This window comes from Shigella dysenteriae (genome assembly GCF_022354085.1).
Taxonomy (GTDB): domain Bacteria; phylum Pseudomonadota; class Gammaproteobacteria; order Enterobacterales; family Enterobacteriaceae; genus Escherichia; species Escherichia coli.
The window spans coordinates 1,904,574-1,925,719 of sequence record NZ_CP055055.1 but is presented as its reverse complement, the minus strand read 5'-3'; the positions used below and the strand labels follow the sequence as shown (position 1 = coordinate 1,925,719).

23 protein-coding genes are annotated in these 21,146 nt (G+C 41.7%); 2 read left to right on the top strand and 21 right to left on the bottom strand.

Annotated elements, in window-relative coordinates:
- Positions 1-14: 14 nt before the first annotated feature.
- Positions 15-1,190 carry a GIY-YIG nuclease family protein gene (locus HUZ68_RS09180; RefSeq protein WP_032166779.1) on the bottom strand — a complete coding sequence of 392 codons (1,176 nt, stop codon included), beginning with the start codon at positions 1,188-1,190 and terminating at the stop codon, positions 15-17.
- Between the two features lie 166 nt (positions 1,191-1,356).
- Between HUZ68_RS09180 and HUZ68_RS09175 the strand changes: the two genes are divergently transcribed.
- A complete protein-coding gene (locus HUZ68_RS09175) occupies positions 1,357-1,914 on the top strand; it encodes a hypothetical protein (protein WP_133256790.1) in 558 nt (185 codons plus the stop codon).
- The gene (locus HUZ68_RS09170) at positions 1,914-3,404 is read left to right on the top strand and encodes a DEAD/DEAH box helicase family protein (RefSeq protein ID WP_096099860.1); all 1,491 of its coding nucleotides are present in this window, start codon (positions 1,914-1,916) and stop codon (positions 3,402-3,404) included. Before HUZ68_RS09175 ends, HUZ68_RS09170 begins: the two co-directional genes overlap by 1 nt.
- A 32-nt stretch (positions 3,405-3,436) precedes the next feature.
- On the opposite strand, the gene HUZ68_RS09165 is transcribed toward HUZ68_RS09170, so the two are convergent.
- The 20 genes from HUZ68_RS09165 to HUZ68_RS09070 all read right to left on the bottom strand — a co-directional run bounded on the left by HUZ68_RS09165 (position 3,437) and on the right by HUZ68_RS09070 (position 20,950).
- Positions 3,437-3,790, bottom strand: coding sequence for a D-Ala-D-Ala carboxypeptidase family metallohydrolase (locus tag HUZ68_RS09165; RefSeq protein WP_096963036.1), 354 nt, complete (start codon positions 3,788-3,790; stop codon positions 3,437-3,439).
- Positions 3,791-3,799: 9 nt separating this feature from the next.
- Positions 3,800-4,147, bottom strand: a complete 348-nt coding sequence (locus HUZ68_RS09160; protein WP_001097085.1) for a hypothetical protein — start codon at positions 4,145-4,147, stop codon at positions 3,800-3,802.
- Positions 4,148-4,185: 38 nt separating this feature from the next.
- A complete protein-coding gene (locus tag HUZ68_RS09155) occupies positions 4,186-4,869 on the bottom strand; it encodes a hypothetical protein (protein ID WP_239594152.1) in 684 nt (227 codons plus the stop codon).
- Between the two features lies 1 nt (position 4,870).
- Positions 4,871-5,041, bottom strand: a complete 171-nt coding sequence (locus HUZ68_RS09150; protein ID WP_153443508.1) for a hypothetical protein — start codon at positions 5,039-5,041, stop codon at positions 4,871-4,873.
- An 18-nt stretch (positions 5,042-5,059) separates the two neighbouring features.
- The gene (locus HUZ68_RS09145) at positions 5,060-5,338 is read right to left on the bottom strand and encodes a hypothetical protein (RefSeq protein WP_032166775.1); all 279 of its coding nucleotides are present in this window, start codon (positions 5,336-5,338) and stop codon (positions 5,060-5,062) included.
- Between the two features lie 102 nt (positions 5,339-5,440).
- Entirely contained in the window at positions 5,441-9,217 is a 3,777-nt protein-coding gene (locus HUZ68_RS09140; protein ID WP_239594149.1) for a phage tail tip domain-containing protein, read from the bottom strand.
- Complete coding sequence (locus tag HUZ68_RS09135) at positions 9,217-9,636, bottom strand: DUF6950 family protein (RefSeq protein WP_239594148.1); 420 nt, start codon at positions 9,634-9,636, stop codon at positions 9,217-9,219. The genes HUZ68_RS09140 and HUZ68_RS09135 overlap by 1 nt, the downstream gene beginning before the upstream one ends.
- 46 nt (positions 9,637-9,682) lie before the next feature.
- A complete protein-coding gene (locus HUZ68_RS09130) occupies positions 9,683-10,336 on the bottom strand; it encodes a hypothetical protein (protein ID WP_225381272.1) in 654 nt (217 codons plus the stop codon).
- Entirely contained in the window at positions 10,336-10,896 is a 561-nt protein-coding gene (locus HUZ68_RS09125) for a hypothetical protein (RefSeq protein WP_064670664.1), read from the bottom strand. The genes HUZ68_RS09130 and HUZ68_RS09125 overlap by 1 nt, the downstream gene beginning before the upstream one ends.
- Positions 10,897-10,947: 51 nt before the next feature.
- On the bottom strand, positions 10,948-13,377 hold the full coding sequence (locus HUZ68_RS09120; protein WP_239594145.1) for a hypothetical protein: 2,430 nt from the start codon (positions 13,375-13,377) through the stop codon (positions 10,948-10,950).
- An 11-nt stretch (positions 13,378-13,388) separates the two neighbouring features.
- A complete protein-coding gene (locus HUZ68_RS09115; protein ID WP_239594143.1) occupies positions 13,389-13,691 on the bottom strand; it encodes a hypothetical protein in 303 nt (100 codons plus the stop codon).
- Positions 13,692-13,759: 68 nt separating this feature from the next.
- Complete coding sequence (locus tag HUZ68_RS09110; RefSeq protein WP_001024483.1) at positions 13,760-14,068, bottom strand: hypothetical protein; 309 nt, start codon at positions 14,066-14,068, stop codon at positions 13,760-13,762.
- Between the two features lie 82 nt (positions 14,069-14,150).
- Positions 14,151-14,624, bottom strand: coding sequence for a phage tail protein (locus tag HUZ68_RS09105; RefSeq protein ID WP_213859272.1), 474 nt, complete (start codon positions 14,622-14,624; stop codon positions 14,151-14,153).
- Between the two features lie 53 nt (positions 14,625-14,677).
- Positions 14,678-14,980 carry a hypothetical protein gene (locus HUZ68_RS09100; protein ID WP_239594141.1) on the bottom strand — a complete coding sequence of 101 codons (303 nt, stop codon included), beginning with the start codon at positions 14,978-14,980 and terminating at the stop codon, positions 14,678-14,680.
- A complete protein-coding gene (locus HUZ68_RS09095; protein WP_239594140.1) occupies positions 14,980-15,285 on the bottom strand; it encodes a hypothetical protein in 306 nt (101 codons plus the stop codon). Before HUZ68_RS09095 ends, HUZ68_RS09100 begins: the two co-directional genes overlap by 1 nt.
- Positions 15,286-15,287: 2 nt before the next feature.
- Entirely contained in the window at positions 15,288-15,584 is a 297-nt protein-coding gene (locus tag HUZ68_RS09090; RefSeq protein WP_064559669.1) for a hypothetical protein, read from the bottom strand.
- A gap of 38 nt (positions 15,585-15,622) precedes the next feature.
- Positions 15,623-19,339, bottom strand: coding sequence for a tail fiber domain-containing protein (locus tag HUZ68_RS09085; RefSeq protein WP_239594137.1), 3,717 nt, complete (start codon positions 19,337-19,339; stop codon positions 15,623-15,625).
- Positions 19,340-19,410: 71 nt separating this feature from the next.
- Positions 19,411-20,244 (bottom strand): hypothetical protein, encoded by an 834-nt coding sequence (locus tag HUZ68_RS09080; RefSeq protein WP_239594135.1) that lies wholly within the window; start codon positions 20,242-20,244, stop codon positions 19,411-19,413.
- Positions 20,245-20,253: 9 nt separating this feature from the next.
- Positions 20,254-20,676, bottom strand: a complete 423-nt coding sequence (locus HUZ68_RS09075) for a hypothetical protein (protein ID WP_000881569.1) — start codon at positions 20,674-20,676, stop codon at positions 20,254-20,256.
- A complete protein-coding gene (locus HUZ68_RS09070) occupies positions 20,660-20,950 on the bottom strand; it encodes a hypothetical protein (RefSeq protein WP_063109908.1) in 291 nt (96 codons plus the stop codon). Before HUZ68_RS09070 ends, HUZ68_RS09075 begins: the two co-directional genes overlap by 17 nt.
- Positions 20,951-21,146 lie beyond the last annotated feature (196 nt).

Genomic DNA, 21,146 nt, shown 5'->3' with positions numbered 1-21,146 from the left:
TGAATTTAATTGCGTTAGGCAGCGTCTAAGAGCGTATTAAAGTATTCATCCATTAAATCAGGACTGTCGTCATCAATACAGAAAAATTCCGGTTTATTGATGCCGTAGAAGTGAGTATGTAGCTTGAATGTATCGTCATCAAATACATCTTTCGGAGATACCCACATATTAGCCTCGTCCGGTTGATTGGTTAGGTAGTCATAAACCAGTTGCTGTAAGTGTGGTAACTCATCAATAGTCAGAGTTTCCGACCATCCATCCTTGAAATCTTTGTAGGGTGCTGCATGAGTCTTGAAGCGTTGTTTTACTTCATGCTCTAAATCAACGGCTTTCCAACCATCCTCAAACTCATGAGTAAAGATTAAGCGGTGAGTGAAGTTGCTCTTTCTGGTTTGCTCTCTCATTCGTTCTTCTGGTTTCCGGGTAGTGATTCCAAATTTAATAAATTTGTCATCTAATAATTGAATGTAGAAACTAGCCTTACCCTGATAAGTCCGGTTAGACAGTTGCACCAGTTGGTCTTTAATACAAAGCGGACAAGTGAAAGAATCAGCACATCTTAAATGAGATTCCCATTCGTGGTTATGTGTCTTGCAATAGGTTTTAAATTTAACATCCTTTAGGTGTGGGGTGTTTATGATGAATCCTTTGAAGGTGTAAGGCGTACTCTCGCAACGTGCATTGATGATTGTCTCTTTGTCCTTAATAACTTCATCAAAAGTCTTGCCACTTCTTACCCGTTGGGATTTTTCAGCCATACAGATTTTGCAATCAAAATCGAAATCATCTTTGAGAGCATGTAATAGAGATGGCGTCATGATTTGATTGTGTTCAGGGCACAAAACACGGGCTTTCGTTCTATTTCTCCCTTTCCATTCTCCTTGCCATCCGAGGAACTTCTTTCCCTTCTCATTACAACGAGATTCCATTTTCAACCATACAGCCTTTTCAGTCTGGAATAACTCACCCCCGTTAGTATCTTCCAGTTTGCGTAATTTGTAGTCCTTATATTCTTGTGTATCTAAATTGTAGATTCGAAAGTAAGTGTGATTACCCTTCCACGGTAGGATAAATCCACCAAATACGAAAGCAGGTTCCAGTTTAGCGATGATTCGTTGTTGGTACTCTTCCGGCGATAAACCGCGAGTTTTCTTAACAAAAGGAATTTCGGCAGCGTAAGCAAGTTTCATAGTAGTTTCCTCTAAAATAATAAGCTCACTACTATTTATTAGAGAAAATTGTCTTACTATTGCATTCTCTATCTGAATGTGTATAATACGCGACCCTAAATCCCAAACCAACCATATTGAGGTTATGCCTATAAGTTAAAAAAGTGAGGTCTATATGATTCCAGTAATGGCTAAAGATATTGTTTTTACTCCTAAATCCTCCCGTGCTGTAACTCCATCGGCATTAGAACAACGCATTCTGACTCACATCAAAGAGAAGGACTTACCGTTAGTCTTTCATGGCTTTCTGGGTGAGTTTAAAGGGCTTCATTCAAGAATTGCTCTTACATGTACCCGATGCGGCAATAGAGCCGACAAATCAGCTACCAACCTGCTTAATGAAGGTAAACGCTGTGCTTGTCTCAAAAGTGATTACTTTCAATATAAAGCGGGTGTGCCTTATCTCTATGTAATGAAATCAGGGGATATTGGTAAATTTGGTGTTACAAAGTCAATCATCAAGCGACGTGTTAATCTGGGTGTACGCAATCCCGGTCATAACTTTGATATTGTCTTTGCTGGTGAAATGCCATCAATGAAACATGCTTTAGCCACTGAAAGAGCAATAAAGAGATTACTGGATGTGGGTATAGGCGGGATTGAATACGGCAAAACTGAAACATTCCACTACTGCAATAAATCACTAAACAATATAAAGAATATTGCAAGTGTGGAGTGGAACTAATGCAAGATATTAAAATTCATTTTCAAGATTACAGTTTCGTTAAGGTTGATTGCTCTCCTTCTATCGGAATGGAATTAAGGGATTATTTCTCGTTTGAGGTTGAAGGGGCTAGGTTTAGCCCCCGCTACAAGTATTCCGGCTGGGATGGACGAATAAGACTGTTTACGCATGAAAATACCCTACCAATTGGACTATTAAAAACATTGGGTGTCTTCGTTAAAAATATGGGCTATTCAGTCTGGATTGACCCGCGATTACTTGAGAAGGAAGATGTAACCAAAGACGCGATTAATGAATGGATTGATTCCTTAGAAGTGTATTCCGGTAGCAATAAAATCAATCCTTACTGGTATCAAAGGGAGGCAGTCTTTCAGGGTATTCATAATCGCCGTAGAATGCTGGTTCTTCCTACCAGTGCCGGAAAGTCATTGATTGCTTGTATGCTGTCTCGCTGGTACTTAGAGCATTACACCGGAAAAGTGTTAATCATTGTTCCGACTACATCGCTAGTGGTTCAAATGAGGGATGATTTCATCGATTATCGGTTATTCCCTTATGAAGCAATTCATACAATGATGAGTGGTAGCGGGAAACATCCGGGAGACAGGTTAATCACGGTTAGTACCTGGCAATCAGCGTGCAAGATGCCTCCTGAATGGTTCAAACAATATGGAATGTTGATAGTTGATGAATCGCATAAGGCTAGTGCCAAAAATATTACCAATATCATTAACGGAATGAATCATTGCCAGTTCAAAATTGGTATGACTGGTTCCCCGAAAGAATCAAAGTGCCATTTAATGCAGTATGTCGGGCTTTTCGGTGATATTTCTAAGATCGTGAGTATTGACCGCCTGATGGAAGAAGGCCAGGTGACAAAACTGAAAATTAACTGTCTTTTCCTTCGTTATACCGATGAGGAATGTAGCGCGGTTAAGGGTAGAGAATATGCGGAAGAGATCAAGTATATTACGTCTAACCCACGACGTAATAAGTTTGCTTGTAATTTGGCGCTAAAACTCGCTAAGAAGGGCGAAAACGTATTCCTTATGTTCCGCAATACTAAGCACGGAAAACTTATGTATGACGCGTTACAGAAGGTACACGACAAGGTTTATTATATTGACGGTGGAGTTAAGACAGAAGAACGTGATGAATTTAAGAAAATGGCGGAGGGTGACACCGGGATCATTTGTGTTGCGTCTTATGGTGTGTTCTCTACTGGTGTTTCAATTAAGAATTTGCATCATGTTATTTTCGGTCATCCAGTGAAGGAATCAACTATCGTTCGTCAGAGTATCGGTCGTGCATTGCGTAAACATGGTTCGAAAGACATTGCAACGGTCTGGGATCTTATCGATCATCTGTGTATATTCGGTCGTAACGGAAAAGTCAAGCATAAAAATTATGCGGTAAAACATGCACTTGAGAGAATCCGCTATTATCTAACCGACAAGTTCAGCTATGCAACTAAAACAATTGCTATATAACAAAAAAAGCGCCCACTAGAGGCGCTTTAATTTTATCCATTCCACCGTGATTTTTTTGATCTGGAATCAATATGCGTAAAGGTTTTATATTTTCCTAAGCCGTATTGAGTAGGATATTTCCCATCAAGATAAGCATAGACAATATCAGGGGAGACACCCTTGATCACAATGTCAGCCGCACGGCCTCGAACGTGATAGCTGTTGGTTGCCCCGCCTACATTCTTGTTATGAGCCGGGCAACGGTTCCCACTGTTAATAATTACTGGCTTCCCGAAGTGTTCGCGTACATCCTCAAGAATCACCAGTAATTCAGCGTCGATTGTATCATAATCACATTTTCCGCATTTACATTTAAATTCCTTGCGAGAAAAATGCTTACTTAACATATTACCCCCTTAGATCATTTCGAAGATATAACCAATAAAGCGCATACCCTTGATATAATAAGGAGCAGTGCCTACACACACCGCGCGTGCATCACCCAGACAGTTAAAGCTATAAGGATTAACTACATCGACTTCTTGTCCTACACGAAAACGATACTTAGGACGTTTAGCCAATGTAGCGACACAAAACACGGTCCCTTTTTCATGATCGCGGATACATTCTTTATATTGTTTATGTTTAACTCTCTTCGCCTCAAAATCATGTGTCATTGATTCTGGGCTAATGCCATTAATAAAAATACCGGAAAGCTGATCGACCGGATAAGTAGGAAATTCAGTGAAAATATTTTTAGCCATGTTATACCCCCATAAGTTTCTATGAGGGTATTTATGGATTAAACGTATTTCATGCGCGATTTAATGTGCTTATTGATGTTTTCAAGCATCATTGCTTCGTTGCTTTCCCACGATCCTAGCGTCGAATAACGAGTAGAAATTTTATCCGATTTAACGGCAACAATTCGCTTGCTCTGTTTCTGTATGCGTTTCTCTAAGCGACGTTTTGCCACCGCCGATCCATTCCTAGCGCGTTTGGTTCGGGATTTCTTAGGCTTGTACTTCTTCATGATAAAAGTCCCTTCCTTGTTCTCTACCTTGATGAAGTTGCCATTTTCGATGTTACGCATCATCTTACCGCCTTTAATGGCCTTAATGTTCCCGTGGGAGTCTAAGACCTTACCGTTAGCTATTGGCACTAGCTTATTGATTTTGCCACCATCGAAATAGTGTTTCAGATAGTCGTCTTGACTGCCGATCTTCTTGTCCTTATCCCTTGCGCCCTTGATGAAGATTTGGTGTCTCGTCCCTGATCGGTTCTTGTAGTTGGTATTACCTACAGCTTGCTGAGTCCAGCGAGTAGGTCTATCAACATTCTTGTTAATCTTCTTCTGGAGTGCTCTGGAAGCAAAGATCGCCCCTTCCCCTATCGCCCTTTCGAATGTATCGGTTGCTTTATCAGTCCATTGGCGTAACGCTTTCTTAGTCCTTAGAGCGTTTCGTTTATTGGTACTGGTTGCCATGTTAGCCCCCTAATAACGAAAAGACCCCCGCCAGTGTCCTTAGCAATTGTTCATCCACGGTCATAGCCGGGAGTTCAAGCCCAAAGGACGTTAGCAGAGGTCTAATTGCTACGTTATAAGTGAGGGCGATAATCAAGAGATAACCAAAATATTTCTTAAGTTTATTCTTCATATATTCACCCCTTTATTATTATTTTTGTTTGAGTATGTCGAGAACTTGGTCAAATTTGGCGTCCATCGCAACCACTTTCTTCTCTATACCGTGTAGTGTTTGTTCCATGCGATAAACTCTCTCGGCGATCTGGTCGTGGTTACTTTGCATTGTTTCAAACTTCTGATTAAACAATGCATCATTGGACTCTAATTTCGACAATCTATTTTCTGTTGCTAATTGATTTCGGTGAAGTCTCCAAAGACCACCACAAATTAAGGCGATAACACCGATACCGCCATATATAATTTCAGTCATTACGCCCCCGATATTTTATAATTTAATGGCAGAATTATTTAGATAAAAATAATCCCGCCTAACTCAAAAGAATTAAGCGGGATTAATTATTAGAATTAAATTTTAAGAAACAGAAATACCAGTAGCGGCTTTCTTAGTTACCATTACCGTTAGATCGCTGATCCATGTGCTGGGAGTCCAGTTGTTGATTGCGCTTGAACTTACTTCAAAAGTTAGCGTAACTGGTCCGTGTCCGGCTGGCATATCAATAACAGCACTATACAATCCAGTCTGTCTACCATATGCACGGTTATATAATTCAGCACCGTTCTTGCGAACAATCAAGCGACAGTTATCATAGTAAGTATTGTTATTCGAGCCTTCACGCGCATTAAGACCACCAAAGCTAATAGCCGGAACGATAATCTGACGATCAAACGGGTGATCATCTTCAATTCGAACAGTGATTGTACCTTGCGGATAACCGGGATAGCCCAATGATGGGTTTTCGTCCCAATGTGGGAATCGACGACCAATAGCTTTCACGAAGTCACCACGCACCTGATTAGCATCAAGCATACCCAAAATGCGGCAACTTGAATTAATCGTTACGTTGTTCATTTCGCCGGAATCAGCCACCAAATGACCACGAATATTAGCGTGTCTAAAATGACAAGTGCCATCTTTGCCGATATACCATCCATCGTTACCATTCCAGTTATAAGACTGGATATAGTTACCAATTTTAGCATTATCGATAGAGCCATCAATGATATGACCTGTTCCGATCTGTGCGTGTTGGATGTGAGCGCCGTTAATCTGGGCTGTGCCGATTTTAGCCGTGGTGATACTAGCATCACTAATCTGGGCTGTGCCAATTGCAGCATTACGAATCATCGCATTATCGAGATAAACTTTGTTATCTTCGATACCAAACGGGCATACTTCCGATCCGTTCTGTGGAGCTACCGCGATTTTATCAGCCGTAAAGATGATTCTCGTCGGTTGCGCCGGATCGTTGGTTGCGCTCATATGAATACCAGCCACGCGACCATCTGCATTAACTGCCAGATTATATTTGCTGTTAATGGTTCCCTTCAAAGCATCGATTTTTACATCTGCTTCCTGATTCACACCAGCAATCTTGCCATCCATTTCTACCCGAACTTGGTCGATCTTACTTGCGCTTGCTGCCTCACTGGTAGCAATTGCTTGTTTCAGGGTAGTAGCAGATGCGCTAACTTCATTGGTGATATCGCCTTTCAGTTCAGCTTTAACCTGATCAATCTTAGTGGAGCTAGCTTGCTCGCTGGTAGCAATCAGACTCTTGAGAGTATCGGCTGAGGCTTGGACCGTCTGCCCTGTCTCGGTAGTAATCTGTTTATGCATTGCATCAATCTTAGCATCGGCATTAGCGCCAGCTTGAGCAATAGCATCCGCGATGGTTTCATCTAAGCGATCTTGTAAACCAATCAGGTCTTCAAGTGCTTCTTTGTCCTGATCGTCCCAGCTAATGGTAGATTTCATTTGCATGAAATACGGTTCAGACCAAACAGCATCATCCATACCGAAAATATCGTAGTGAGCACCACGGATATAATAATCACCGTCAGCCAAATCAAAGGAAGTATGACTAACGCTATTGGTAGTCACTGCCCTTGCATCTGAGAAAGTGTTATCGGTTGCATACTGGATGATTGACCCTGCATAGTCATGTTCTACGTCATCCGCCCAGCTAACAAACGCAGTATTAAAGCCACCACGCGCACTAAAACCTTTCATCGGCTTATGTTGTGGGTTGATAGCCACTAAACGCGCTGGGGCGCTCTCTGAGTTGTTATAGCCCTTAGCCGATACTTCTACCGTCAATTCACGGGAAAGGCCGTTAAACTGGTTCATATCAAGCGTATAAGTCCATGATTCAGGATCGCGGGTACGGTACTGAATAGACTTACCAGCCTTGTTAGTTACCTTGATAATGTATGCTTCAAACAGGTCACTAAACTTGTTAGCTTCGCCGTTGATCATCACCTCTAATTGTTGCTGATTTTCCCATTCGATAATCAGATCATTGCCTTCGAAAGTACCAGGTGAACTACCCTGATTTTTGATTCGAATAACCGGAGTCGGCAATTCATAGGTAACTTCTGGATTCTGGTTAACCAGTTCCACCCATTCGGAACGAGCAATAATACCGAAAGCACAAACGCGGTAATCGTAGGAGCGATCTTTTGCCAGTGCATTGATATTGAAAATTTGCTGTGAAGTCTGTCCCAGCTTAATCCAGTTAGGTGATCCACTCACACGATAATCAATCTGGAAACCGTAGCGGTTAAAATCTTCCGGTGCATCCCATGTCAAAGTAACGTTTTTACCGTGGATTGTCTCACCAGTTGCCTTAATTCTGAAATTAGTCGGTTTCTGTACTGTCATTGAATCCGGTAAACCAGTAGGTCTATTGTCTGGAGTCGCCGCATAGTTCAGGTCAGTATAAACCTGAGAATTATATTCTGTGGCGGTGATAGTCATCATCCCAGCAATACCAGAATCAATCGAGCGATCAATTGCAGTAATACGCCAAAGTGAATTATTCAGTTTCAATTCATCATAGGTTACGCTGATAACGTCCCAAACTTCGGCAGTGAATGCGTCAGTAGTCATGAAGCTGATAACCTGAGTGATACGAGATTTATTTCGTTCTACACTCGCTAGTTTATCAATCTGGGCTTTAGACTTAACAAAACGATATTCAATATCTTTAGCGATAATTCGACCATCTTGACGAATAGTAGCATCGTTTTCAGCATCAGCCGGATAACGTAGCATTTGCTCGGAATAGTCGATTGATGGTTCCTGATACATTGCGTTAATGGTATTGAAATAACCGTTAGTGCCACCTGTTTTCAGTGATACTTTTCCCATCATGATATTGTCTTCATTGAAGGTATGCTTAACAATATCAGGAGCATCCAGTTTCAGAGTAATTCTTCCAAAGGATTCGAACATTACCCCGCCGAAAGTCTGCATAAGGCTAGTTAAGTTCTCTTTAAAGCTGGCGTTCGGATCACATGCACCGTTTGAATGTAGGTCCATCTGGCGTACTTGTTTACGTACTTTCAGGAATGAATCAACGTTGATGTTTTCAATTGGTACGGATAAGCCATATTTTTCATTTGTTAGGTAGTGGAAAATCTGGTCCACGCCGTTAGTGCTTGCCTCAATAGCATTGGTTTCAAGGTTACGGATTTTTAAGCCCATAACATCGACAGCTACCTGGCTATTAGGCTGGAGAATATCAACACCAGCAGCCAAAGATTTGTCATCACGACGTAAAACAATACACATGGTCGCAATACCGTTACCCTGATACCGATCATCCCAATCTGCGCCCAAATGATGTTTAGCCAGATCCAATGCAGTGTTCGGATTTTTACCAGTGCGAAACTCGACTTCTAACACTTTGCGGTATTCGTCTTTAATGTTTCCTTTATCGAGAATACCATCACGAATTGTCATATTCTGACTAATGAGAACGTTTTTATTATCGATGTGCAGTGCTTTAAAGTGATCGATCTCACCTTCTGAAATAGCAAAAATTTGTACCAGTTTGTTATTTTCACGCTGTGAAATTGCTTTGTAAACGCAGATTGCACCAGTTCGGGTAGTACCGAAAAGAACGGGTAATACTGTTTTAGGATCGTTTGATGTTCCTAGTGTCACCGCATTATCTGGGCTTTGTACTTTAGGTGTTTTTGGTGCGCCTACAGTGGAAGCGATCAAGGTCATTGCACCAGCAGCCATGCCGATAGCGACTGCGGTCATAACAGAAAATGTTGCAGCAGCAGCCATCCCAGCAGACGCACCAGCAATAACCGCGCCTACCAATACTTCAAATCCCATTATTCACCCCCGAATCTATAAACTTGTTCATAGTCAATGTCTGAAACAGGAATGGTCATCCAGATACCATCTTCTTCAACGAGGCCATAACCGGAATAATGAGGAACTACGGAATAATATTTGCGGTTTCCTAATTTGTGGGCTGTGACCAGTAAGTCGCCGTCCTGTAAATCATCAGTGACTAATTTGAAATGTTTCTTAATTGGTTGAAGGATATTTGTGTATCCGCTTAATTCTTTGCAGATTTTCAAGCCTTCTTCTTTAGTTGAATATTTTTTATAAAGAGAATTATATAGGTCAGTACCAGCGAGAATATCGATGATCTTACATGCAATTAGATTGCAATCATTCTCGCCTTGAACGAACTCCCGACCTATTAAAGAATTGATGTAATCGGTGATAAGCCTAGTTTTTAGCATGTTGAATACCTCCATGCTGTTATTTACTAGGCTTAAGGAGAAGGGATTATTTCTTCGATGAATGCCAGCGGCTTTCGCTATTCCACTTCCCGGCACGAGAGAAGAATAGATCGTTCTCGTTTCCAACATAGGAACGGTGGATACCATCGGAGGCATGACTACGAGCGTTTTTATCTAGAACTTCCCAGATACTATTAAGCTGAAATTCTGATTCGTTTTTACACTCATCATCTTCATGTTCGATGTTAATCCCGATGGAATCGACTACCCCACGGAAAACAGGGTAAGTGGTTTCAACCTTGCCCGTGTTAGGGTTCAGGAAAACCATTTCGATTTTCACATCTGATTTATCGAATTGCTTGTTTCGAATCAGGGTAATGTATTCTTCGCGAACGTTAGAAACAGTTACGTTGATCCCGTTGTTGTTGATCTCCTTCTCTTCGGTATTCGATGAGATTTGAAGAAAATCACCCGTTGCGAGATACGTAAATCCGTTATAGTCCAAATCGAAATACCCATCTGTAAGCCGTAGAACGTCCCCTGACGCTGTTATCACTTCGATAATGTGAAACATCGATCCAGTGGAGAAAAGCTGCGGTAGCGTCAATCTAGACACGTTCTGACCTGTCTGGTCGTTGTATACCTCAATGAAGTCAAGATTAGTGCATAGTTTGCTGAATGATTCCTGAATAGTTGCCATTATACATTCTCCACTAATTCGAATTTCATCTTGCCAATCTGGGCGATCTTCCAATCGATGTTTTCAGTTTTGAGAACAAATTCACCTTCTACGTTCTGATACTTGATCACCTCACCCGCCAGGACGTTCTGACGCAAGTTAGGGAAGAGTTTCATTTCACCACCTGATTTCACATCTTCGGTGATCGTGTAGATTTTCTTGTGGTTCTCAAACTGTACAATCGTTCCCGCTTTCAGTGTTCCGGTGAAGTTGGAGATTCTCACCTTACGCCCACCGCGAGCAGTACCAGCAGCAGCCGTAACCATCTGGCGTACATCACCTGTATATTTTGAAAAGTAAGACAGTGGCACACTGAAAGGACGACCAAAAAGGTGACGTGCTACAAATTCTTTTACTTCGTTAATATCCTGAGCCATGAAATTCGCGGTAAATTCTGCTTCGTAAAAATGGATGCCAGTAAAGCGACGCTGGAACTTACCAGAAATAGATTGCGCCTTGAAGAAAGGTTGTTTTGATTTAAGAGTAAAATCTGTGATTTTAATATTTTTGGATTTGAACATAGAAAAAGCCCCCATAGTTTTATGATTATTTATCACTATGAGGGCTTTTAATTACATCTTACGGCGCTGTGCGTCTTCTACCGCCTGAGCAACTAACTTAGCATGACGTTTGATAGCATCCATGACCATCTTGTCTGAGCTATTAACGTTGCCGTTAATGTTCAAAGGTGCGTTAACTTCAATCGGCTGAGAGTTACCACCGCCTGATTTTTGAGCCGATAAGAAGTCTTTCAAATCACCGTTAGTACGCTGATCAACTACTCGTTCACCCTTATCAAGCAGCCATGTACCCTCACGAGGGATGTTATCAATACCATCATGAGCCATACCGCTAACGTTAGTAGACTTGATGTTTGCGATGCTCCCCATGTTCTGAGAAACAGCCAATGCAGCAGCAGCGATTTTTTGACCTGTGGTTACGTTGGTCGGATCGTTCCATGCATCGGTAGCAGCCGTCCACATGTTCACCGTCGCTTGTCCAATGGAGAATGCTTTATGAGCAGTGAAAGCCATCTGCATAGCTTTAGTGTTTTCCTGCCCGAAGAGAGTCATTGCAGCAGCAAAACCGCCATACATATCATCGGCTATTGACTGTCGAGCATCAGCATATTTCTTCTCAATTGCAGCCATTCGTTTTTGATGGTTTTCATTGAGTTTTTCTAATGCTTCCATCCGTTTAGCCGGATCGGTGATCCCATCAATCTTGAGTTTATCGGTTTTATAATCTTGTTCAGCGTCCGATTTCTCTTTATCGATTGCATTAAATTTAGCAAACGGGTTATTCGAGTCCTGATAATCTAAACCATTGGTCAACTGATTGGTTTTAAAACCATCCATTCCCTGTAAAGAATTTTCAATCTGAGAATAGTTTTGCTCGGTATCGTTCACACGACGCATATATTCTTCGTAGGAGATAGCTTTACCATCAAGTAACCGTTTATGGCTTTCTAGCTCGTTGTCCCTTATTTGTTGCAATTGTGTTAAGGCATTCAAAGCATCAACCGGATCAGCACCTAAAACCATTTTGTATACGTTTTCAGTATTCTGATCGATTAAGGATTGGCGTTTCGCGGCTGCGTCTTGCTGAGAAATAAGCCCCAACTTAACAGCATTATCCAAATCTTTCAAGCTGGATTCTAACTGCTTGTTCTGAGAAGCAATAGACGCGGCGACCTGCCCTTGCAATTTAACATCAAGTGCATTCAGACGCTTGATTGCATCCTCGCGTGCTTTCTGTGCTTTTTCTGCGGCTTCCTTAGCCTTTTTAGCTGCCTCTTCCGCTTTCTTTTTGGCTTCTTCCTCGGCTTTCTTCTCGTTGCCAGACTTACCCAATGAAGCTGGTCGAGTTGGTGTAGTCGGGATAGTCAAATCATGGTTAGGATCTGCCTTGCGAGTTAGATGTTCCCCGTTATCGACAACAATCAGAGAGCCATTTTTCTTATAAGAATCACCAAAACGTTTCTTAAATCCTTCAACATCAAAGCCAGCAGTACGAGGATCGACACCAGCACCACGGATCGCGGCCTTTTCCCAATCTGCCAGATTATTCCAACGCTTTTCTTTATTGTACTTGTCAATAATCTTTTGAGCGTCTTTATGGTTGGTGTTAAGAATACCACCAGTTGCGGTCTTGCCTTCTTTATTCAGTCGATCTAATGCCCTGAATAGAGAACTCTTTTCCCAATCAATATTAAACCAGTCAAATAGCCAGTTTAAGCTATCAACCAAAGGACCAGTAATGGTCATGCCGACACCTTTCAGGTTATTTTCCAGCTTATTGATATTTTGAGAAAATTTATCATATTTTTTAGCGTTTTCTTCGGTGACGTTAACAGATTGATTCTGAATAGCGATCATCGCCTCTTGAGCAGTATTATATTTCTCAAGCTGGCTGGTCATATGGCTTGAATCACTGGCTAAAGATTCCATCATGAACTTGATTTCAGCCATTGATTTTCCGGCTTTCTTCATGTCATAGAACACTTGGATCGCCGCTTTCATACCACCTTGCGGATCAGTCATGAAGTGAGCATAGTTTTCTAACTTAAGGCCAACCGATTCTAAGTCATCGGCAATACCGCCACCGTTAGCCCATGCATCACCCATCTTGTCTAAGGTGTCTTTGTTGATATCACCAAATTTTTCAACTGTTAGGCCAGTGCCAGAAAATTCCTTTTCCAGTCTTTGAAGGGATTCAATCGAGAGTCCGGTCGCCTTAGATACTTCTGAATATTGTTTAACGTATTCCGCGCCAGCTTTAGCGGCTGCAACCACTGCGGTCGCAACTAAGCCGATACCACCAGCAGCCAAACCAGCAGAGCCAGCGATCCCACGAAGAGATCCAGTCAGACCAGACAAGCCACCACCAAAATCAATATTACTTGCCTTTTCAGACAAATCATCGAGCAGGTCAGCGGCTTCACTAGTGCTTCTCTTTAGCCCTTTATTATCCCCTTCTATTGTTACTATATGTTTTGTCATAAATTCCCCCTTTAACCGCTTCTGAGTTTCTCAAGCAAAGATGGATCAAACATGTTCAGCATTGTCGCTTTACGTTCTTCTTCTTTCTTGCGTGCAAGTTCTTCCAGTTCTTCTTTAGTTTTAAAGAGTTTTTCTTCTCTAATTAATTGGAATTGGCTAGGCTTGAGTTTCTTTGCAGTTTCACGAGTCATTCCTTGCGACGTCATATACATGGAATACTGCAACATCGCATTCTGCATATCATGAAACGCGGGGCTTTGTGGTTCTAAGTAGGTGTCGAAAATGTATAATTTCCAAAATAGAGTGATTGGCATATTATCCATTTCATCTTTACTAAGCCCCGATCGCATCATTTGCCGAAAGTAGAAATTCAGAAGCGGGTTTACTTTACCTCGTTTTCAATTACTGCCGGATCTTGCATCAATGACGCTTGAGCAACTAAACCGATTAATTCACTGCGGACGTTAGTATACAGTGCCTTAACTTGTTCCATAGATTCAAATACTGGCTTACCGTCTTCATCTTCAATACAACGAAGAATAGAACGTTCATCACGGTCTTCTTTATCGGTATTGAAAACATGTTCATTAAATTCTTTTACTGACATAGGGCGAGCATAGAAAGTAAATCCACCGATGGTCAGAGATTCGCGTTTCGGAGAGAGTGCGGCTAACATTTCATTAATATTCATTATTGTTTCCTCTTAAGTTAATTAGATATGTTTATTTAGAATTGGAAACAAAAAAGCCACCCCGAAGGATGGCTAGATAATATTAGACGACTTTCTGGAAAACAGCTTGTTTAACCGGAGCACCATCTACTACAAAGGTGAAGGTACGGCCTACTACAGCATCCTCACCACCAGTCATGGTAGTTTTAGACAGGAAGCCGTTATAAGCGATGTGCACACCAGATTTTTTCGTAGCGTCGATGTAGTAAGCAATTTTAAGCTGTACGCGCTTACCGTCTTCGGTTGCTTTAATCAGTTTTTCGTGTACTTCGTTACCCGGCATGTAGTTGATCGAAAGTTCGATATCCGGTACAGACATACGACCAACCAGCTTACGGTTATACGGACCACCGAAGTTAGGAACATCGATAGTAGAACGTTCTACACCAGTTTCCGGGAAAGCCGCACATTCTGGAATTTCCAGATAGGTTTCAGCATCAAGGTCTTTATTGCTTACGTCTTCTTGCAGAAACAGACCAACGAGGCCACCAGAAAAAATATCAAATTTAGTAGTCATTATTCTTTTCCTTCTATTTTAAACAATAGGGCACATACCCGTAATTCTATTTATTAACGGTTACTCAACCTACGATAACGAAGATGAGCAATCCCTCTATTCGTGCTAACGGTAATTACTGCCCCTTGTGGTGCAATACAAGAATGAATCTGTCCCCAATCATGACCCTTATGACTTCCAGACACACAAAAACCATGCAAAAGCAATTCGGAGTCACCACCGCCACCACCAGAAGAACTAGCACCAAATGAAACCGTACCGAAAGCGTCGGCTGTCCAACCGTTAGGAATATCAAACCATCCCTGACTCGCTTTACCGGCTTTATTGTCTAAAACGCCATACACCCAATATCCCATTAATGCATTCTCCTAAATTGGAAGTGGTTTAAACTTCCTTTACCAATGCTAAAACTGACAGTAGCACCAACACCAACTAAAGAACTTGCCCCCCAACTTCCTGCATTACCAGCGTGATGGCCTGATTCGAGAGTACCGTTTACATATAATTCGGCGTCCAAGTCACCTCCACCGCCAACGGCTTCGGCATGAACAGACACAATACCGCATGAATCCGTCACCCAACCATTAGGGATACCAAACCAGCCGCCATTAGCATAAATGCTAATAGCATTAGCCATTCTTACATCAACCCATCCAGCCATAATTAAAACTCCATAAATTTAAAGTATTCAATACCACCGCCACCACCATGACCAAAGGTGACAGTACATCCAGCAGGAACAAACGCATTAACCGTAAATCCCCAATCCCCACCACCACGACGACGCGCGGCGACCACACCGTCAACGGAAATATGAATATCACCCCAAACATCATTAGCAGTATGCCGCAAAACGGCAACACCAGCACGACCGGGGACATATCCATTAGGAATATCAAAAACATGCCATTTTACAGCATCTATTTTAGTGCCTTGTTCATTACTTACCCAATAGCCCATTTAAAATCCTTAGCGGGGATTTCTCCCCGCTATTTAAATTAACCAAATAATTTTGCTTCAATTGCAGCAAGACGATCATGAAGAATTTTATTTTCTTCTTTCAGACGGTTATTTTCTTCTTTAAGAAGTGCAATTTCTTCGGTGTGTTCGTTGATTGCAGCAGTATTTAAACCAACAACACCGTTATAGTTCAAACGAAGAAGGTTTTCGCTATCTGGATCGCCTTCAACCAATTCCGGCAAAATAGCTTGAACTTCCTGAGCAATCAAACCAGCGTTTTCTTCCCAACGTTCGCTACCGTCTTCATTGGTCCCGCGCTTTTGAAGATATTTGTAACCGTTAATTTTTGAAAGTGTCTTAGATGCATTTTCAAATTTAACTAGGTCTTTCTTCACGCGAATATCCGAACGGATATAAATGTCACGAACATATGTAGAATAGCTGTCATTCGCCTGAATCAAGTGACCGTGAGAAATAATCGCTTTATCGACTTCTGTCCAGAACCCAGCACCGACAGACCATAGCCCAGGATGTTCTTGATGGAAAACACCCCATGATGCAATATGCTGTCCGTTAGCAAGCAGGTTAATACGTCCATCACCACCCCACATTAAGCCAGTGTCATTATCACCGATAGCAATAGAATGTCCACCCAATACAGGATCAGTACCAACACCCAAGTTAACACCAGCACGGAGGCCAGCAGGTGCTCTAAAATCTCCATTTGCTTGGAACATGAATCTAGCGTTTGGATGACTACTATCACCACTTTCGGCAGAACCGACACGAATAACAGCATCACCCCAACCCCAAGTATCACCAGCACCACGACGATATATACCAAAATCGGCCTTAGTTACATAACCGCCAGCAGTTTGGCTACGGGCTTTAATGATTGGCATATAGGTATCATATGGAACACCAGTACCAAAATCAACGAATATAGGAGCTTCGGACAGCCACTGATTACCCCAGCCATGTGGCTGATTTGCCACCCACTGTGTACCGTTGATGTGTATACGGTCGCGATTGATGTTAACAATTGCGGTGTTTTGTGGGGCTAATAAAACCTCACCATTATCTGTGAGATGAACAGCCGCATTAGACCGATAACTACAAAAAACTAATCCATTACCAGCACCACCTTTACCGATATACCAGTTATCTACATCATTACAAGTACCTTTCACATAAACAGCATCAGAATCAGTAGGAGCATTAACGGTAATAACGTTAGAATCACCGTTGACTTTAAATCTTCCGAAGAATGTATTTTGAATGGTGTTATCACCTTTACGCTCAAATTCTGCTAAAAATCCTTTTGAGTCACGAAGACTTAAAACGTTATTTCGACCTACATTGCTTGCCCCCCAATGAACAAATTCTAAGTAGTCCATTGATTGACGAGAACCAGCTTTAAAGAAAAGACTGTCCTCAAGACGGGTGCTACCATCAATTCCCAGATGCAAACAACGAGCAGTTTCAGTACCACCTAAATATAATCCACCGTCCGCAAAATCATAACTGAATGGTCTGCGATTATTCCAAGTACCAAAAGAATCTTTTAAATCGGTAGTAAGCAGATGAAAGCTCGTTCCATCATTACGGAATATCATGCCATAGTTACCACCTTTAACAGCCAAACGAGCATTTTCAGATAATGCAACTTCGCTATACATTACAATTTTCTGACCTTTACCGCCAGAAATCTGCAATTCACCGTTTTCGACCAAGTTTATTGAGTTTTGACCGTTATCGTTCCACCAAATAAAATCTTTGGTCTGACCATCACCGAAACCAAACCAGCCATTACGAACATCTTGACCAGTGCGATAATCCATGAAATTAAAATGGCTTGATTCGTTTGGTCCTCGACGAATATCAATACCAGAATTTCCAGTAACACCGCCATCCAATGTTAATTTCTTGACGTGTAACCCGGATGTTGCTGTCAGCAATAATTCCTGATTTGTATCTTCGTATCCAGTAGCAAGACGATATGCGTTATCATCAACTGTCTCATGCCAGATAGTGGCAGGAGCAGAACTACGGAAGCGACGCAACATCTTTTTAGCATTTGTCGGTTGTTCGTTCAAATGCTCAATGTCATATTGGCCTTGATGATTGCCAGCAAAATTTAATGTTCCACGGTTGCTAAAGTTATTGAACGATGAAATGTTAAGAGCATCAAAAATTTCATCTGCAACAGGTTTTTCACCACCCAGATATTCAGGAGTATCCAACAGGTTTAAAGAAACACCACCGGAAGAAACTTGATATTCTACTAAAACAAATCCTGTATGTGCACCGTAGTAAGCGTAAAGATCGTAATTGTCGCCATCGGTTGGAATAGCGCAAAAATGTTGTTCGTGATACCAGATGCTATAATAAGCATTGAATACAACACCTTTCGGGCTATTGTTGCCGCATCGAATCACCAATTCGATAATATTGGCTTGTCCATTCATCCCGACGTTATAACCGTTACCACCAACCAAACGAATCTTAGCGGTGCGACCGTGTTGCTGTGGCATTGTCAAAGTGCCTAGTTTAAACCAACCGCCCTCGATACCAAAATTAAGCGTCTTCTGGAACAGTCGGTCAATTTCTGCTTTCGAATATACGCCAATTTCAGCCGGAGTAGGTTTATCACCTTCATGATACATGCGGTGAGAATATGACAAGTTACCCAATTCATCGTAGCCGTATGTTTTTACCGTAGGAACCGGATTAGACCCATAATTGAACTCAAAACCACGAGCATGATTAACACCGGATGGATGCGGAACATGCAAGATCATTGCAATATGACCCGCCAGGTCATTCATGCGGAATGCACCAAAATAATCAAGATTACGCGCACTCGGATCATCAAAATAGTTTGCGGTCTTAGATAGCAAATAGCCATCAGTGTAAGTGTTTACGTGTTTTTTGATGTACTTGCCATCACTCGATCCGTCGGCTGCATCAATACGGCTTTCTAAGCGTGCCAGTTCAGAATCAGTGTAAGACTTGTTATTGTCAACTTTGCTATGAATTGCTGAATTTTTGGCTTCAACATCACGGGTTAATGCTGCGACGTTATCCGCTGCCTCTTGCTTATTAGCCGCAATCACACCAGTAAGGTTATTGTAGGTGTCAGTTAACTGATTTTCCGCATAGACTTTATTTGCTGCGATAGTGCGGTCAGTTTCTGTCTTAATCAGATCAACTTTGTCATTGATTGCTTTGTCATTGCTTGCGATGGTTGCATCAGTACGGGATTTAATATCATCAACTTTTTTATTGATGCGGGTGTCCAGTTCCTGAGTTGCTACAGCAGCCGCATTTTTATTAGCGTTGATGGTATCCGACAATTCAGCTTTAACACCAGCAAGATCGGAAGCAGCTTTATTTTTATTGGCCTCGATTGTCGCGTCGGTTTCGCGTTTAATTACATCAACTTTATTGTTAATTTCTGCATGATTTGCTGCGATAGTAGAATCAGTAGTTTGTTTAATTTCATCTACTTTAGCGTGAATATTGCGGTCATTTACTGCAATTGTGCTATCCAATTCTTGTTTGTTAGCATCAACTTTAGATTCTAGTGCCGCGTGAGTTTCAGGAGAAACAGAGATTTGAACTACTTCATGATCTCGGTCTTTGGTAAAAATAACATGGTCTTTAAGGTTGATTGCTACCTCACCGACCTGTAATTGTTCCGGCGTTGGCTTTTTGCCAGAAACATTAGTTCGTTTAAATTGGATTGATTGCATCTAATCACCTCACATAAAACAGGAATAAGGGAGGCGTTAACCTCCCCGTCATGTTTTATTTAGAGAAGCAATCAGTATTCCCCGAAATCGATCCGGTCATGGATAGAAACGGCTTCAATCTCGGCTGGTGTCGGTTTTTCTTCTGTGGAATACAATTTCACCCATCCAGAATTACCGTCTTTCTGGACTGTGCGAACTCGTAAACGTGGTGCACCAGAAGCGGTGCAAGTTAATTGCCATCCACCATCTTCATTAGGTTGAACGTGAATTAGTGAAGTATCAGCACTAAATGGGTTAGATGCGCTCGATCCCTGATAGGTTACGAAACGGTTTCCGGCTAATGCTTCGCTATCAATCGGACCCGTGAATGGATTTACACCAGCACCCAAACCAAAATCACCTTGACGTAAGATCCGGCCTTCGGTAGCAATACCGCGATCTAGAATCCCGCCATCAGGTTCTAATTTAAACTCGATTGTAGTAACTTTGTTATCACCGGATTTTGTTTTATGTGACGAGACATAAGCGTCAAAAATGACGTAGTAACCTGTGTTAGCAGCACTATAGCCAGAGTTCACAACATAGAACATACGAAAGCGTAAAGGAGTTTTATCATTCACCGCTTTCATCAACATGTCTTGATGTTCGTCATCCAGAACACGGTTTACTACTAACGTAGTTGATTCAAGTTTACGATAGCCAGCAAGTTTACCCGTAGCGTCCTGATCATACTCTTCTAACGTCTGGATCTCTGTGGATTCGGTTAGCGTAGGGAATGCTGCGACGTTCTCGATAGGACTAAATGCAGGATCGAAAAAGTCCGGCTGGTTATCCACCATAGTAGACACGGAGACTTCAACATGTGACCCCGTGAAAATGTCTAAGTTATCTTGTGTAATATTCATTATTACCCCTTAAAAACGCGCTAGATAAGAAAATTTAAGGCTAAGTGTCCCAACGATACCACCATCACTAGAATCATCGTCATAATCGGTATTAGAGGCTACTGGAGTGATATCTGAAATTGAGAAGCCCAAATCTTTAAAACGTGGGTTATCTGGCTGAATCTGGATTATCTGGCAAATACCCTCATGAATTTTGGTTTCATGAATCTGAGAATATAATTGCATTTCGATAACGCATTCAGCTTGCATTGCATTACCACCACGAACACGCGTATAAGTTTCATTCATGCCAGTAATCCAACAAACCACGTCATCACTAAAGCCTTGCTGAGTTTGTTCTACGTTTAAAGCCAGACCTAAATCTTGTTCGATAATATCTTGCAAGGCGCGTTTGATTTTCAGTCTAGGCATGTTATTAACGGTAGCGAGCATGTGTACCCCCTGCCAGAGTAATAAAGCAATCAGTGGTATTATCACCATTGCGCTTAACGTATTGAACTTTGAAACGCTGGTTTTCTACAATGACAATATCACCCTGCTTTAAGTCTCCCTCACGACAAAATAGAAATTCTGTCTCTGTCATTACCCCTTGTTCGTCGGTAGTAGTAATTTCATGATAAGCACGAATTGATTTACCACCTTCCACCGAAAATACAGGAGCACTCTTAAACATTCTTGATAATTGTGATTCTGATAATTTGAACATAGTTACCCCCTTTATGGAGTATTTACATACAAAAAAGCCCCACCATAAGGCAGGGCTAATTATTATTTTGCTTTCGGTGGACGTCCCACCTTTTTAGCTGTGGCTTTCGCCGTAACCTCTTGAACTTCTTCTTCCTGAGATGGAATCAGATTTTCTTCCCCCAAATCGGGGGAAGGTTCAGATGGTTCTACAGGAG